The following is a 14,947-nucleotide window of genomic DNA, read 5'->3' as shown; positions in this document are numbered from 1 at the left end:
AATGTCGGACGCCCTGCGCAGCATGATCACGACTCGGAGGATCGCCAGCATGGGGCTGGCGACCGCGAGTCTGAGATCATTCCAAGGGGGACACCATGTCTACTACGCCCACGTCGCCGCTCAGTGATTCCGGCGCGCAGGGGATGCCTGCCGGTCCGGCGGGTCAGGGGCCGGTCTGGCCCCGTGAGCAGCGCAACGGTTCGGCTCTTGCGATCGTCGCGCTCGTTCTCGGTGCGCTTGCCTTCGTCTTCAGCTTCATCCCGATCGTGAACGTCATGGCCTTCGTGCTGGCCATCGCGGGCGTGGTGTGTGCGCTGATCTCGCTCGTTCGCAGGATGGGCGGGAAGGCCATGGCGATCATCGGGCTCGTGCTCGCCGTGATCGCCATCGTCACGGCCGTCGTCGTCAACGTCGTGGTCGCAGCAGCAGTGTCGTCGGCGTCGACTGCGGTGTCGAAGAGCCTCGAGACCTACTCCGCCAAGGCGAGCGCGAAGCACACGATCGAGTACAAGGTGAGCACGAATGGCGCAGCGACGGTGCACTACTGGGCGCCCGACGGCTCCAGCCAGACTGATGTCGCTGCCGACTGGTCGAAGGACGTCACGTCGACGGGATTCGCCTCGGCTCTCCTGTCAGTGACGGCCTCGGACTACCAGAACAAGAACGCGGCCGTGTCCTGCGAGATCATCATCGATGGGCACAGCGTCGCCAAGAAGACGGGCAGTGGGTCGTTGGCCTCGGCGCTCTGCAGCGCAACTGCGGGCTGACGCTGGCCGCGCCCGTCGGCGGATCATTCCGCTGACGGGCGTGGGCCTGCCGTCGAGGAGTACCGGCACGAATCCGTTGCGTCCCTGTAACCTCCGCGAAACCCGATCGCGAAAAGCTGGGCAGAAGTCCTGTTCTGCACGTCACACTCGGTCACCGACGTGGCGACCCGCGAGTAACAGGACAGCATGGAGACGGGGTCCGAGAGCATGTGGGTCCCGCAGGCAACGCAACGAGGGGAAGATATGCCCAGGAACGCGAACGCGGCAGGAAAGCTCGAACTCCGTCTCAAGGCGGTGCTGGACGGACTCGCGGAGGCCGCATGGGCCGACGAGCAGGTGGATGCGCGGGCCGTCCTGACGGCGGCCGTGGATGCGGTTCCCTTCGACGAGGCCGAGGCCTTCCTCCTGGCCGGCGGGATTCCGCGCGGGCACAAGGCGCTGACGGCTGCCACAGCGAAGCTCGTCAAGGCAGGCTGGATGGTCAAGGGCCGGACCGGTTGGGCGATCACCGAGGACGGCCTCCGCGCTACCGTCGCCTTCCCGACCGCCGAAGCGCTCGCCGAGGCCCTCGCCTCAGGCACGCCTGTCCCCGCTGATACCCCAGTTCCCGCAGCGCCGCCCGCGAAGAAGAAGCCCGCGCGGAAGGCCCCCGCGAAGAAGGCCGCGGCAGTCAAGGAGACCGTCGCCGCGCCTCAGCCGGAGCAGCTGGCCGCGCCCATCGAGGCGACTGCGTCAGAGATCCCGGCGCCCGCTGCGGCACAGGCCCCCGCAGACGAAACCGACGTACCTGATGTTCCGGGCGCCGTCGACCTTGATCAGCCCGAAGCAGTCGCCATCGCCGGCGATTTCGGAACGCATCTGGGGGCCGACGCGGATTGGGAGCCCCAGCCGGACGCCGTCCAGATGGGCCTCGACGCCCAGGTGCGCCGCTGGGTCCGCACTGTCGACCTCCCCGCCGGCCACTACACCTTCAAGATCGCGATCAACCGCTCGTGGGATGAGAACTACGGCGCGTTCGGTACCTTCAACGGGGCGAACCACGAGCTCGCGCACGACGGCGGGTCGGTCACCATCGAGTACGACCACGCCACCAAGGACGTGGCCTTCTCCTGATCGCCGGGAGGTTGTCCACATAGTCCGGTCGCGGCCCGAAGAATGTCGGGGCCTTCGCCTACGGTGAGCCTATGAGGTCATCATCGGGTGGGGGGCTCGTCATGCTTGAACGATCGTCAAGCAGCTACCGGCGCCGCTGGGGCCGATCCGGCGCCCTGGGCTTCGTGCTCCCGGCGGCGCTGGTAGCTGTCGTCTTCGCATGGCTTGTGGGGCTCGTCCGCGTCCCGGGGCTGGAGTCCCCGGTCCCAGGAGTGCACGCCCAGATCGGAGGAGTGCCGGCCGCGCGGCTCGAGGCCGCGAAGGCGTCGTTGAACGCCATCGCGGTCAAGGGCCGGGCGCCGAAGACGGGCTACACGCGCGCACAGTTCGGCCAGGCCTGGGCGGACACGGACCGGAACGGCTGCGACACCCGGAATGACATCCTCGGGCGCGACCTCGCGGATCCCACCTTCAAGGAGGGCACGCGCAACTGCCTTGTCCTCTCCGGGACCCTGCATGACCCCTACACGGGCAAGACCATCGAGTTCAGGCGCGGCGAGCGGTCTGCCGATGTGCAGATCGACCATGTGGTTCCGCTCTCGGACGCATGGCAGAAGGGCGCCCAGCAGTGGACGGCCGAGAAGCGGCTCGAATTCGCCAACGATCCGGCGAACCTCCGTTCCGCGGACGGCCAGGCCAACCAGGACAAGGGCGACGGAGACCTCGCCACGTGGCTTCCTCCGAACAAGGCCTTCCGATGCGAATATGCCGTGGACGTCGTCGAGGTCAAGGGAGAGTACGGGCTCTGGATGACCCAGGGCGAGCATGACAAGGCGGGGGAGCTGCTGGCCGCCTGCCGGGCGGAGTGAACGTCAGGAGGCCTTGAGGTACCTTTCCCGCGTCACCTTGGGCAGCTTTTCCACGGCGTACCGGAGGGCAACCCGGTCCATGCGCGGAGCCCACTGGTCCAGGAAGTGCTCGAGCCCGGGCGGTCCTGCCGCCCTCAGCGCCCAGCCCGTCGCCTTCTGGACCTCCCTGTCAGGGTCGTCGGCGAGCAGGCGGGCAATCGCGAACAGGTCGTGGGTGTCTCCGGAACCGAGGAAGTACATGGTGGCCACGATCGCCGTCCGGCGCTCGCACGGCTCGGGGGAGCGGGCGAGCGCGTACAGCGGGTCCCGCGACCTGTCAGCGAGGTAGCCGCCCACCACGTGGATCGCGGCACGGTCCACGAGATCCCACGAATTGATGCGGTCATGCCTGCGCAGGTACAGCTCGAACAGCGCGCGGCGGTGCGTGGGCGTCGTCATCCGGTTGCGCGCCTGAAGGTCCATGATGCCCACAGCCCCGGCGCGCGCCTCGTGCCAGGGACTCTCGAGCAGCTTCTCTACCTCGTCGAGCGGCATGCCGGTCGAGGCCCGCGCGAGTTCGGAAACCGAGGCCATCGCCACCCCGAGGAAGCGTTCACGGCCGCGACGGGCCAGAGGAAACGCGCGTTTGTACTTCCTGAGCTCGTCGTCCGAGCTCAAGGACTCCAGCGCCGCCAGAAACGCCCTGGCGGTCCACATGCCCGCGACCACGCGCATACCCCCCGATAAGGCCACAGGGGCCTAGTTCGAGGGTAGTCCAGAGCGTGCGGGAAAGCTCCTGGTCACGCGCCGTTCGATGGCTTCTTGAGCTTCGACTCGATCTCGACGATCCGGGCCCTGAAGATGTCGCGCAGGATCTCGTCGGGGACGGGATGCCCGGGGGAGAACCGAAGCGTGCCCTTGGCCCAGTCGAAGTCGCCCAAGCGGTCGCCGACGCCCTCGAGGACGTGGCCGCTGAAAGGGAACAGCGAGAGGTGATTCTTCGTCACGATCGCACTCGCATACCCCTTGCCATGCCAGAGCAGGGCAGCCATGCCATAGCTGCGTCCCTCGGTTGCCTCGGGCGCGATCTCGCGGGCGACGTCGTACACGTGCCTCACGGCGGCCGCGTCGGGACCGTCGAGGGTTGCGAGATAGTCGGTGACCTCACCCATGCGCCCATCCTCGCACGCCGGACGCGAGGACCCCAGCGGGCACTCGGTTCACCGCGCTGTACCTCGGGCAGCGTGTCAGTGACACGCTGCCCGCCGGGGTTCCGCCCTCCTCATCGGTTCTGCTCCCGCAGCCAGGATGCGGTGTCGCCGGGCGGGATGAGCGGTCCGCTCAACTGGATGTTCGTGATGAGCCATCGATCGTCGTCGCGGACGAGCACGATGAGCACGCGGAACGACGCGCTCGCCTCGTGCCCGCGGGCCTGGGTCTTCTGCCGCTGAACGGCCTCGACGAGGGCCGTGTCGCCGTACTGGCGCAGGTGCGGCTCGAGGATCTCGAACTCCTCGTTGACCACGTCGCCGAGATGCCGCTGGGCCCAGCGTGCCTTGTCGAGGACGAACCCGACCGGCCCGATGCCTTGGAAATCGTCGATGAGCAGGGCGCCGTAGGCTTCGACGTCTCCCTCCAGTTCGGCCGCTGCCCACGCGTTCACAACGTCCAAGACGTCTTCAGTGATGGTTTCCATGATGGTGCTCCTTCCGTGCGGATTTTTCTTTGGGGGCCTCTCCACGTTCGTCAGTGTGCCCGGCTTGCTTCCGAGGCCGTGTTTGTGGCCGGGAGCAGGGCGACGGCGACCACCGGCAGCCAGAAGGCGGTGGCGAACGCGTTGACTGCCTGACCCGATGAGTGGGTACCGGCGAGCAGGTCTCCGAGCACGACGCGAACGTGTACGCCGCGAGGCTCGCGCCCATGAGCACCATGCCGGCGAGGACATTGACGGCTTAGCTTCAGCGTTTCGGGACCTGGTGGCGGTTGCGGGGGAGTATGAAGCCGACTGCGGCGAGCCAGGCCAGCCCGATGAAGCGGACGATCGGCAGGAGATAGTCGAGTCCCGGCCAGAACATGCCCAAGAACGAGATCTCGCCCAAGACCGCGAGGACGAGCCCGGCCCAAGCGAGCCATGGTGGCGTGAGCCGCAGGATGAGGGCGGGCACCGCGATGCCGGCGATGAGCAGTCCGGTGCCCGTGGCGAATCCGAAGCCGCCCAGCGCGAACGCGGCGTCCGCGACGAGGCGCACGACGGCTGCGGGGGCCTCGCCTGCCGACTGGCCCATGGCCCAGATGAGGAGGCCCGACGCGCCGAGCATGACCGAGGCTGCTATGCCGCCGTAGAAGGAGATGTTGGGGCCGGGCACGCGGATGCCGAGCCGGAGGAGGCGCGCGTACGTGGTCGCAGCGTAGATCCCTAGAGGGACCGAGGCGCCGAAGGCGAGGAAGCCGGTGAGGTTCCCTGAGAAGGGGTGATCCCTGAAGTAGCGCGCGATGGCGTCGGAGGCAGCCGACGTCGAGGGGTAGGCCGTGCCAGCTGCCATGGCAGGCAGGGCGACCGACGCGATCGAGAGCACGAGCACGACGATCGCGAGGATCCCGGCGTTCGGGCCGTCGGGCCGACGCCCCAAGCGCGCATCCTCGTGGTGGACGAGCGGAGCTGCTGAATCAGTCATAGATATAATTATTCACACGATGAATTATGCAGTCAATGCTGTATCGTGGATCTATGCCAGATAGTCCCCAGCAAGATGTGCCCCTCGGGGACAAGCGAGGTCGAGTCCGCATCGGGTTTCTGCTCTCCCAGCTCGGAGCGCACGCGACCGAGCTCTTCGCCGACCAGACTCGAGGCCTAGGCATTTCCCCGTCGGAGGCCGGCGTGATCCGGATCATCGGCCGGTCCCCGGGTATCAGCCAGCGTGAGCTCGCAGGGAGACTCGGCTCCGTCCAGAGTCGCGTGGTCGCGCTCATCGACCGGCTGGAGGGCGCCGGGCTCGTCACCCGGACGCGGAGCTCGGCCGACCGGCGGGTGCAAGAGCTGCGACTCACCGAGTCCGGGACCAGCGTGCTCCGCTCACTGCGGCACTCAGCCGAGGCGCAGGAGGCCGCGATTGTCGAGGGCCTCACCGCGGAGCAGACAGCCGAGCTTTTCGGTCTCCTCGTGAAGCTGAGCTCCCTGCGAGGCCTCGACACCGAGGTCCACGTGGGCTACCGCGCCCCCTAAGGCTTGCGCGGGCCCAGGTAGGGGGTGACCGCGTCGATGAGCTGCTCCCGGACGAGGACCGAGGACACGGAGAGGTCCACAGTCGCCGCGCCCAGGCGGTGGCCCGAGGAGATGAACGACTCCGCCAGGGCAGTGCCCGTGGACGGGTACAGCAGGAGTCCCCCGGCGGTGAGCGAGGCCGGGTCGGTGCCGGACTCCTGCTCCCGCACGTAGGCGTACAGCTCGTACAGGTGGCCCGAGCTGAGCGTTTCCCGTGCGAACCGGCCAGGACGCAGCGCAGCGGTGAATTTCGTGTCGACGATGAGGCGCCGGCCCCGCGTCGGCACGTCGATCCAGACGTCCGTCACCATGTGCGGAAGGACGGCCGCCATCCCCAGGGTCGCCTCGCTCGTCTTCCAGCCCACCTTGCGGCCGCGCTGCACCGACCAGCCGCGCGGGCGCCCATGGATCGAGTAGAAGCCGCCGACCGCCCGCTCGAACAGGTTCCGGAACTGGCGCTCGTCGAGGGCACCGCGCCCGTGCCCCGGGTTGCTGCGGCCGAAGGGCAGGGAAAGCTGGAGTGCAAGGCGGGCCGCGAGCAGTACGGACCGGTCACGCTGGTCGTTGCGGGTGAGTCGCACCTCGGCGTCGCGCTGGCGGGCGCGGAGGTCGATGACGCCGACCCCGAGCCGGGCGAGCCGCTGGGACTGGCCCTGGCATCGGCGCACGAGGTCCTCGTCCTCGCACAGGCGCGCGATCGAGTCGAGCGCGGTACGGATGAGGCGGTTGCGGGGGGTGTCGACGGTGAGCTCTTCGAACCGGCACGCGACGAGCCCGCGCGAGAGGAGCTGGTGCGACTCGGTGCGGAGCGTGTCGATCCCGCCCCGGACGCGGGAGAGGTCCCGCGACGTCTTCGAGAACGACGGCGTCAGCGGCCTCCGCAGGCGGTCCTCGGTGCTCGCGATGAGCAGCTCGGCGAGCAGCTCTGGCAGCTTCTCCGGGTACTCCTCGACGCCGTCGAACGCCTCGGGGCCCGACTGGTAGAACTCCGACGCGTAGAGCAGCAGCAGCCACACGTTGCGGACGGGGATGCGGACGCCGCCCGCGACGACGACGGAGCCGTCTGCCGCAGACATCGCCTTCTGCTCTGTCGCGTCCAGGAGATCCTCTTCGGGGAGCAGATCGGTCACTCGAGGCCTTCGAGGAGGGCAGCCGAGGCGGCCTCGGCCTTCGCCGCATCGTCGAACCAGTACTCCTCGAGGGTCGGGACGATCTCGGTGTCGACGACGCCGCGGAACCAGTCGGAGAACGAGGAGACGCGCTCCTCGGCCGGAGGCGTGACGAACGAGTGGCCGAGCCGGAACTCGGAACCGAGCGAGGGATCGTCCGCGATCCGATCGTTGAGGGCCTCGAAGCGGTAGCGGACGAGTTCGAGCTCCTTCGCCTCGACGCCGTGCCGTGCCGACATCCACGTCTGCCACGCGTCGTTGACGTTCGGCTCGAGCGAGACGAAGGCGAAGCGGCGTCGGAACGCGAGGTCCATGATCGCGAGCGAGCGGTCCGCGAGGTTCATGGTGCCGATGATGTACAGGTTGCTCGGCACGTGGACGCTCTCGGTGCCCGAACGCGGGTAGGCCAGCTGGAGGGACTCGCGCGGGGAGCGCTTCCCGGCCTCGATGAGCGTCAGGAGCTCGCCGAAGACCTGGACGGGGTTGCCGCGGTTGATCTCCTCGATGAGCATCACATGCGGCACGTCCGGGTTGGCGTTGGCCCGCTCAACCATCTCGAGGAACGGCCCGTCGACGAGGGTCAGCTTGCCGTCAGAGCCCGGACGCCAGCCGCGTACGAAGTCCTCGTAGCTCGAGTTCGGGTGGAACTGGGTGGCGCGCAGCGCCGACTTGTTGTCTTTCGTGCCGATGAGCGCGTACGCGAGGCGCCGGGCGAGCCACGTCTTGCCCGTTCCGGGAGGGCCCTGGAGGATGAGGTTCTTCTTGGACCGCCACCGTGCGAGGTAGCCGTTGAGGTCCGACTCGCCGATGAAGCAGCCGTCCGTGACGATGTCGCGGACCGTGTAGCTGGCCTGCGGGGACATCGGCGTCGGATCGTCCTCGGGCTCGGGTGCATCGCCCTCGGTCGCCTCGGTGTGGGCGCCATGGCCGTAGCGCTCGAGGTACGCCGTCCAGGACAGCTCGGGGAAGGAATGGACCGCGAACTGCGGGTCTTCGAACTTCGAGGCGAGCGTGTCCAGCAGCGTCACGTACGCGGTGCCGTCGGCCGTGAAGAAGTCCTGGTCGAGCATGAGCTCGGTCTTGAGGTACTGGCGTGAGCGGCCGTCCAGCGGGAGATAGTTCCACGGGCGGATCCAGAAGAGGCCCATCGTGAGCTTCGTGCCCACGCGGTAGATGTCGCGGGCCCGATCGTAGGCGTTGGCGAGGCGCAGGCGCTCATGGTCCTCGCTCGAATCCGCTGCCGCCAAGGCCGACGCGAGGACGTCCCACAGGCTCTCGATGTCGTCGCGCTGGCGCGTGCCGGCGGGCGGGAAGAACCACGAGTTCTGGTTGTTGAGCAGCGGGATGCCGTCGAAGCCCGTGGGGGCAGGGACGGTGACGCCGAGGAACTCCGCCCAGTCGGACGCGATTGCCGTGCGCTTGGCAGGCGTGGTGCCCCGGTTGAACGTGCCCATCACGGTGAACGGGCAGATGTCCTTGAGCGGCACGGGGTTGTCCCGCCAGTCCCGGTCCATGAGGAAGCCGAGTTCCTCGTGGCGTTCCTGCATCTCGCGGAGGTGGCCCAGCAGTTCGGTGCGGCGGTTGCGGAACGCCAGGAGCGCCGTCGCCATCGCCTCGTAGAACGCCGTCCACTCGAAACGCTGCTCGGGCTTCGGGTCCACGTCGCCGAAGCGCTTGGCCCAGGCGGGGTCGTTGCGGAAGCGGTCAGTGTCCTGCCGCTGGCCCCAGAACGCGAAGCGGAGGAGCTCCTCGCGCATCCAGTGGCCCGGGGTGACCTTCCAGATGGTGTGGCGGCCCGTGTAGAAGTACCACTCGCGCGGGCGGTCGACGCGGGTCCAGTCCACGCCGATCTTGCGCCCGTCACCCGGGTTGGCGGTGATCACGCCGATCGCCTTGATGGCCATGACGGGGACGGCATGGCCCTTGGGGTCGAAGGGGAGGGACTTGCGGCGGACGTAGGTGCTCTTGAGGGCGATCTGGTCGCCGACCTTCATGGACTTCACGGTGTCCAGGTAGCGGTCCTCGAAGCCGTTCTCCCAGATGTGCTGGGAGATGAACCGTTCGGTCTGGTCCCGGGGCTCCTGGTCTGCCGAGTTCGACCCGACGAACCAGTACTGACCTTCGGGAACGCCCGCTTCCACCATTGATGCCCTGCCTTCTCACCCTGCACCGCGACCACGGCACCAGAGCATTAGATCATGTTCTGGAAAACGGCACGCCGAGGTTCCCGTGAGGCCCACGGTGGTGCGCCGGGCGCGAGGCGGGGTTTCCGTGCCTACATCCGCACCCCGTAGTGCAGGTACACGAAGCGTCCGATCCTGCGCTCCTCCTTGAGCGAGAGATCGAGCCTCTGATCGGCAAGCGCGGGGGTGCCGCCACCCACCGTGACCGGGGCGATGAACAGATGGACGCGGTCCACGAGGCCCTCCGCGAACGCGGCCGCGGCGAGGCCCGGGCCGCCGATCGCGAGATCCGCGGCCGAGCCCCGCTTGAGGGCACGGACCATGTCCGGGTCGAGCCCACGCTCGAGCCGCGTGCGCTCGGTATCGACGTCCGCGAGCGTGCGTGAGTAGACGATCTTCTCCGCAGCGCGCCAGATGTGGGAGAAGTCACGCACGACGGCGGGTGCGTCCGTTGCGATGCCGGGATCATCCCAGACGCGCATCACCTCGTAGACCCGGCGTCCGTAGAGGTATGTGCTGACCGTTCGCAGGAGGTCATTGACCGCCGCATGGACGTCGTCGTCCGGCCGGGCCCAGTCGAACCTGCCCTCGCGGTCCGCGATGTAGCCGTCGAGAGATGCGATGTTCATGTAGTGGAGCAGGCCCATGCTCCACTGTGGGGCGCCCGCGGGCAGGGCGGCAAGGCCTCGGCGCGGCGTGACGCCCGGGAGCCGGCCTGCGGACGCGGCGACGGACCGACGCCCCACAGGCAGCGCGCGAGGCACCACAAGCACAGCCCAGAGGCCTTCAGGCAGGGTGAACGCCCGGGGCGGCCCCCCATATTCGCCGTCCCGGACGTCTCCCCGCGCGCTGCATCCTGTCCCGACCCAGCGGCGGTGGTGCAGCCGGCCCGCGAGGGGCCGGCTGCACTTTCAGGAGACCTCAGGGGTCCGACATTTCTCGCGCCCGAGCTCGCCGAGGGCCCGAGCGGCGCAGCGTGCGGGGCGATGGGGACCCGTACGCGAGCCCGAGGCGCGGGAATCAGGCGGCGAGCAGCGCCGGCTGCAGGTGGAACACGCCGTCCTTGACGCCGATCCGAACCGGCTCGCTGACAGGGAGCGCGCTCATGATGTCGATCCCCACGGCAAGGGTGCCCGAGCGGCGATCGTTGCTTCGCGGGCTCCACAGGACCGAACGCTCCGCACCGTTGACGGAGATCGTCACGACCTCCGGCGTGATGGGGAAGGCTGTCAGCGCGCTCCCCGGAATGCGCAGCACCTCCGAGTTGCGGTCCGACTCGGTGACCGGCTGCGAGGCGACGGTCCGCTCGTATTCGCTGTCCCAGTTGCTCATGTTCAACGGTTATCATGCGCGGGCCGCCGGGCGGGGCACCCCCGGGCGCCGTCGGCGAGTTGTGACGGTCCTGTGATGTCGGCCTCACCGGGCCGGCCCACTGCAGCTTGGTGACGGGGCAGCGGCCGCTTCACACGGAGAGCCGGGCGCCCGTCAGCTCTTCGGCGCGGGCCACGAGCCGTGCGGCGGCTCCGGGATCCACGGCCGATGCACGGGGCGTGTGGCGTGCGGGGCGCCCGCGGAGCTGGAAGGGCCCCGAAGGACCCCAGTACTCGCCGTTCGCCACCTCGCGGCCGGCAACGGCGGTGACGAGGGTGCAGGCAGCGCGGTCCTTTCCGTGGCCGAACAGGCGCAGCAGCGGGCGGAGGCCAGCGAGCGCGCCCGTCAGGACGTCCGGCTGGTTCGTGCTCACCCCGGAGAGGGCAGGCGAGAGGGCATCCATCGCCGTGCCGGGATGGACCACGACCGAGGACGCGGAGGTGCCCCCGAGCCTGCGCGCGAGCTCGAATCCGAGGCACGCGTCGAGGCGGGGGAGCCGCGCGAGGCGCGCGGCGGCGTCGTGCGTCGAGGCGAGGCTCGCCAGATCGAGTGCCTCGGTACGCACGACGGCGCCCGGCACGCGGGCGCGGAGGCTCGCCTCCGCCGCGGCTCCACGCCCGGGGCTGCGCGCGGTGATGATCACGCTGGCCCCGAACCGGGCGAACTCCTCCGCGGTGAAGTAGCCGATGCCCGTGGTGCCGCCGGTGACGACGACGGTCTGCCCGTCGAGCCTCTCCCAACGAGGTCGGGCCCCCATGGCAAGGCTCAGATGCCGACGGTCTTGACGATGTAGACGTCGCACGGGGCGGAGTGCGCCACTGTGTTGGCCACGCTGCCCAGAATCCGGGTGAGGCCCTGCATGCCACGGTTGCCCACCACGATCATCCGCGCATCGACGCGTTCGGCCTCGGCAATGATGGCCTCGGCCGGCTTGCCGCGCACCGCGCCGTAGGTGACGGTGAGGCCCGGCGCCTCGAGTGCATGCGCGACGTTCTTCGCGATGGACACCGTCGTGTCAGCGTCGGAGACGATCCAGGTGTCGCTGCCGCTGCCGAGGACCTCGGTGTTGTCCGTGTCGAAGGCCGAGATCACGCGCAGCGGCACACCGAGCGCCACCGCGAGGTTGCGAGCCTCCTCCGCCGCGCGGTTCGCAGTCGCGCTTCCGTCGACGCCGACGACGATGGGTCCAGTCATGATGTGCTCCTGAGGGAAGGACGACCTGTTGTGGCCACAGTACCGGGCCAGCTGGGGCGTGGGCGTGCGGTCGCTTCAGGGCGTGCCCCGGGCTCGCGTCAGAGCGAGCCGAGGGCTTCCTCGATGGGCGTCTGCCCGCTGTTGAAACCGACGAACAGACGCACGGTGCGCGGCTCGCGGAGCGTGGCGGCCGCAACCGCGGCGACGTCAGCGCGGCTCACGCTGCGGGAGTCCCCTGAGTCCGCGAGGTCGATCTTCCCCGTGCCCGGCTCGAGGGTGAGGGAAGAGGGCCCGAGGATGGTCCAGTCGAGGGACGTGCCGCGCAGATGCTCGTCCGCGGCGGCCTTGGCCTCCGCGTAGTGGAAGAACGGGTTCGATTCCGGCACCCCGTGGTGGGGTCGGGCGCCGAGGTAGGAGACCATGATGTACCGCGGCACGCCGGCGGTCGCGGCGGCCTTCATCGACCGGATCGCGGCATCGCGATCAACGGCGTAGGTGCGGGCAGGGTTCCCGCCGCCCGCACCGGCGGACCACACCACGGCGTCGTGCCCGGCCAGGACTTCCGCAAGTCCGGCCCCGTCGAGGTTCTCAATGTCGGCGACGACCGCCGTGGCGCCCGTCGCCTCGACGTCCCCGACCTGCTCCGCGCTGCGGACGATCGACGTGACCTCGTCCCCGCGTGCCACGAGCAGGGGCGCGAGGAGGAGGGCCACCTTGCCGTGGCCTCCGATGATGGCGATGCGGGACATGGCGCGCTTCCTTCCGCTAGGGCGGTGCTGGGTTTCGGGGTCTACCCTGCCACGGGTGTACGTTCCCGCCCAGTTGTCGCGTCGCCAATCCGTGTCGTGGCGCGACACGCCGCGTTCCCGCCCGGCTGGGACTGACAACCGAGCGGGAACGCACGCATCCGTTCAGCGAACAGTCGGACTCAGCGGCCCAGCTGCGGATCGCTCGTGAGCTGCCCGCCCACCTCGAGGCGTCCGGCGAGGATGCGGACGAGCTTCGGGTCCGCAGCTGCCGTGACGGTGAGGTCGTACCACCCGCCCTGCGTCGGGATCACCACGGTCTTGCCCTGCCCCGGGTTGAGCGCGAGGGCCTGGGACCCGGCGCCGTACGCGTCCTTGAGCGTGAGCGCCGCCGCGGCGGAGCCAGCGTTGGTGATCCGGAACTGCGCGTGCCCGGCAGCCCCATTGCGGGTGACGGTGACGCGGATGTCCGCCGCCGTCGTTGTGCCTGCGAGACGGCGGTACCAGCCGGCTGGACCGTGCAGGTGCACGTCGTACTCGGCGCCAAGAGTCCACGAGGCGTCGAGCGAGGCGCCAGCGCCGATCGTGTACGAGTACGGGCCGGCCGGGAGCAGGTTCGAGCGGACCTGGACGTGGGCACCGAGCGAGCCGCCGTTCGTCCAGTGCGCGGAGAGCTTGCCGGCGTCGAGCGTCGCCTCGACGTCGAGTTCGTAGCCGAGCGGGCGGGACGGGCGCGTGCCCTTCTCCTGGCTGGGCATGGTGTTGACGAGGGGCGGGGTCGGCACGTAGTTCGGGTACTTCTTGCCGCTCGCGATGTCCGCGGCCGTCGGGTGGTCCGAGGACATGTTCGGCAGGGCCGGGACCGCGCCGCCGGTGGCGGAGAAGTCGAACGCGCTCGTGAGGTCTCCGCTGACGGCGCGGCGCCACGGCGTGATGTTCGGGGACTTCACACCGAAGCGGGTCTCGAGGAACCGGACGATCGACGTGTGGTCGAACGTCTCGGAGCAGACCCAGCCGCCCATGCTCCACGGCGAGACGACGATCATGGGCACGCGCACGCCCAGCCCGAAGTGGCCGGGAACGTCCTTGTCGCCCGAGTAGGTCATGCGGCCGTCGTACCACTCGCCATCCGTCGAGACGGTCGAGGCGCCGGGAATCTGCGGGGTGTTGGGGTGCGGCGGGACGATGTGGTCGAAGAAGCCGTCGTTCTCGTCGTACATGAAGAACAGCGCCGTCTTGCTCCACACGTCGGGGTTCGAGGTGAGGATGTTCATGACGTTCGCGGTGTACCAAGCGCCGAAGTTCGGCGGCCAGTTCGAGTGCTCGGTGTACGCCTCGGGCGCCACGATGTACGAGACCTGGGGAAGGGTCCCGTTCTTGACGTCCTCACGGAAGATGCGGAACAGGTCGTCGTGGCCCCCGAGGATGTTGGTGCCCGTGCGGGCCTTGTCGTAGAGCGGGGTGCCCGGCTTGGCGTTCTGGTACTGCAGGAAGTACAGGAGCGAGTTGTCGCCGTAGTTGCCGATGTACGGGTTGCCCGTCCAGCCCTCGTAGTGCGCCGGGTCGAGGCCCTCGCCGATGTCCTGGTAGACCTTCCAGCTCACGCCGGCCTTCTCGAGCTCCTCGGGGTAGGTGCTCCACGTGTAGCCGGTCTCGTCGTTCCAGAGGTCGGGGCCGCCGCCGATGCCCGAGCCGTTGCCCTTGCCGGCCGGGTCGTCGCCGCCGGCGAACATGTAGTACCGGTTCGGGTCCGTGGGTCCGAGCACCGAGCAGTGGTACTGGTCGCACACGGTGAACGCGTCCGCGAGGGCGAAGTGGAACGGGATGTCATTGCGCTCGTAGAACGCCATGGTCGCGTCGGACTTGGCGGGGAGCCACTTGTCATACTTGCCCACGTTGAACGCCTCGTGGGTCATCTTCCACGAGTGGTCGAGGTCCTCGAGGTACTGCAGACCGAGATTGGGTACGTTCGGATGGTAGGGCGTGACATCGCGCGTGCCGTTGTTCTGGTGGAAGGCGCTCTCCCCGGTGGGGAGGATCGCGGGGTGCGGGTCAGAGAACCCGCGCACGCCCTTGAGCGTGCCGAAGTAGTGGTCGAACGCGCGGTTCTCCTGCATGAAGACCACGACGTGCTCGACGTCCTTGATGGATCCGGTTGCGCGGTTCGCCGGGATGCTCGCGGCGCGGGCGATGCTCTCCCCGAGCATTTCGGCGATCGCGGTGCTCGCGGCGGTCGCCGCCGAGAGCTGGAGGAAGTGGCGGCGGTTCAGTCCTGGCATGGTGGTGCCCTCTTCTCGATCGATGTGGGTGCGATC

Annotated in this window: 16 protein-coding genes; 4 read left to right on the top strand and 12 right to left on the bottom strand. The window is 69.0% G+C overall.

Going from position 1 to position 14,947, the window contains the following annotated elements:
• The first annotated feature begins 95 nt into the window (after nucleotides 1-95).
• The 3 genes from RBS60_RS17085 to RBS60_RS17075 all read left to right on the top strand — a co-directional run bounded on the left by RBS60_RS17085 (nucleotide 96) and on the right by RBS60_RS17075 (nucleotide 2,728).
• Complete coding sequence (locus RBS60_RS17085; RefSeq protein ID WP_307958769.1) at nucleotides 96-767, top strand: hypothetical protein; 672 nt, start codon at nucleotides 96-98, stop codon at nucleotides 765-767.
• A 243-nt stretch (nucleotides 768-1,010) separates the two neighbouring features.
• Nucleotides 1,011-1,880 (top strand): glycosidase, encoded by an 870-nt coding sequence (locus RBS60_RS17080; protein WP_307958768.1) that lies wholly within the window; start codon nucleotides 1,011-1,013, stop codon nucleotides 1,878-1,880.
• A gap of 101 nt (nucleotides 1,881-1,981) precedes the next feature.
• On the top strand, nucleotides 1,982-2,728 hold the full coding sequence (locus tag RBS60_RS17075) for an HNH endonuclease family protein (protein WP_307958767.1): 747 nt from the start codon (nucleotides 1,982-1,984) through the stop codon (nucleotides 2,726-2,728).
• Between the two features lie 3 nt (nucleotides 2,729-2,731).
• Here RBS60_RS17075 and RBS60_RS17070 read toward each other — a convergent pair whose 3' ends face one another.
• The 4 genes from RBS60_RS17070 to RBS60_RS17055 all read right to left on the bottom strand — a co-directional run bounded on the left by RBS60_RS17070 (nucleotide 2,732) and on the right by RBS60_RS17055 (nucleotide 5,382).
• A complete protein-coding gene (locus RBS60_RS17070; protein ID WP_307958766.1) occupies nucleotides 2,732-3,424 on the bottom strand; it encodes a DNA alkylation repair protein in 693 nt (230 codons plus the stop codon).
• 83 nt (nucleotides 3,425-3,507) lie between these two features.
• Nucleotides 3,508-3,879, bottom strand: coding sequence for a DUF1801 domain-containing protein (locus RBS60_RS17065; protein WP_307958765.1), 372 nt, complete (start codon nucleotides 3,877-3,879; stop codon nucleotides 3,508-3,510).
• 110 nt (nucleotides 3,880-3,989) lie between these two features.
• The gene (locus RBS60_RS17060) at nucleotides 3,990-4,403 is read right to left on the bottom strand and encodes a DUF4440 domain-containing protein (RefSeq protein ID WP_307958764.1); all 414 of its coding nucleotides are present in this window, start codon (nucleotides 4,401-4,403) and stop codon (nucleotides 3,990-3,992) included.
• A 262-nt stretch (nucleotides 4,404-4,665) separates the two neighbouring features.
• On the bottom strand, nucleotides 4,666-5,382 hold the full coding sequence (locus RBS60_RS17055; protein ID WP_307958763.1) for a hypothetical protein: 717 nt from the start codon (nucleotides 5,380-5,382) through the stop codon (nucleotides 4,666-4,668).
• A 53-nt stretch (nucleotides 5,383-5,435) separates the two neighbouring features.
• On the opposite strand from RBS60_RS17055, the gene RBS60_RS17050 reads away from it, so the two are divergent.
• Nucleotides 5,436-5,930, top strand: a complete 495-nt coding sequence (locus RBS60_RS17050) for a MarR family transcriptional regulator (RefSeq protein WP_307958762.1) — start codon at nucleotides 5,436-5,438, stop codon at nucleotides 5,928-5,930.
• On the opposite strand, the gene RBS60_RS17045 is transcribed toward RBS60_RS17050, so the two are convergent.
• The 8 genes from RBS60_RS17045 to RBS60_RS17010 all read right to left on the bottom strand — a co-directional run bounded on the left by RBS60_RS17045 (nucleotide 5,927) and on the right by RBS60_RS17010 (nucleotide 14,911).
• Complete coding sequence (locus RBS60_RS17045) at nucleotides 5,927-7,099, bottom strand: 5-methylcytosine restriction system specificity protein McrC (protein WP_307958761.1); 1,173 nt, start codon at nucleotides 7,097-7,099, stop codon at nucleotides 5,927-5,929. The genes RBS60_RS17050 and RBS60_RS17045 overlap by 4 nt on opposite strands.
• Nucleotides 7,096-9,282: an AAA family ATPase gene (locus RBS60_RS17040; RefSeq protein WP_307958760.1), complete on the bottom strand. Its 2,187-nt coding sequence runs from the start codon at nucleotides 9,280-9,282 to the stop codon at nucleotides 7,096-7,098. Before RBS60_RS17040 ends, RBS60_RS17045 begins: the two co-directional genes overlap by 4 nt.
• A 131-nt stretch (nucleotides 9,283-9,413) precedes the next feature.
• Nucleotides 9,414-10,094 (bottom strand): dihydrofolate reductase family protein, encoded by a 681-nt coding sequence (locus RBS60_RS17035; protein WP_307958759.1) that lies wholly within the window; start codon nucleotides 10,092-10,094, stop codon nucleotides 9,414-9,416.
• 247 nt (nucleotides 10,095-10,341) lie between these two features.
• Nucleotides 10,342-10,653: a hypothetical protein gene (locus RBS60_RS17030; protein ID WP_307958758.1), complete on the bottom strand. Its 312-nt coding sequence runs from the start codon at nucleotides 10,651-10,653 to the stop codon at nucleotides 10,342-10,344.
• A gap of 130 nt (nucleotides 10,654-10,783) precedes the next feature.
• On the bottom strand, nucleotides 10,784-11,449 hold the full coding sequence (locus RBS60_RS17025) for an SDR family NAD(P)-dependent oxidoreductase (protein ID WP_307958757.1): 666 nt from the start codon (nucleotides 11,447-11,449) through the stop codon (nucleotides 10,784-10,786).
• Between the two features lie 8 nt (nucleotides 11,450-11,457).
• Nucleotides 11,458-11,886 (bottom strand): universal stress protein, encoded by a 429-nt coding sequence (locus tag RBS60_RS17020; RefSeq protein WP_307958756.1) that lies wholly within the window; start codon nucleotides 11,884-11,886, stop codon nucleotides 11,458-11,460.
• 98 nt (nucleotides 11,887-11,984) lie between these two features.
• Nucleotides 11,985-12,635, bottom strand: coding sequence for an SDR family oxidoreductase (locus RBS60_RS17015; protein WP_307958755.1), 651 nt, complete (start codon nucleotides 12,633-12,635; stop codon nucleotides 11,985-11,987).
• 179 nt (nucleotides 12,636-12,814) lie between these two features.
• A complete protein-coding gene (locus tag RBS60_RS17010; protein WP_307958754.1) occupies nucleotides 12,815-14,911 on the bottom strand; it encodes a phosphocholine-specific phospholipase C in 2,097 nt (698 codons plus the stop codon).
• Nucleotides 14,912-14,947 lie beyond the last annotated feature (36 nt).

Source organism: Sinomonas sp. ASV486, assembly GCF_030908215.1.
Taxonomy (GTDB): domain Bacteria; phylum Actinomycetota; class Actinomycetes; order Actinomycetales; family Micrococcaceae; genus Sinomonas; species Sinomonas puerhi.
The sequence above is the reverse complement of the archived record's forward strand: the minus strand, read 5'-3'. Positions and strand labels throughout refer to the sequence as shown.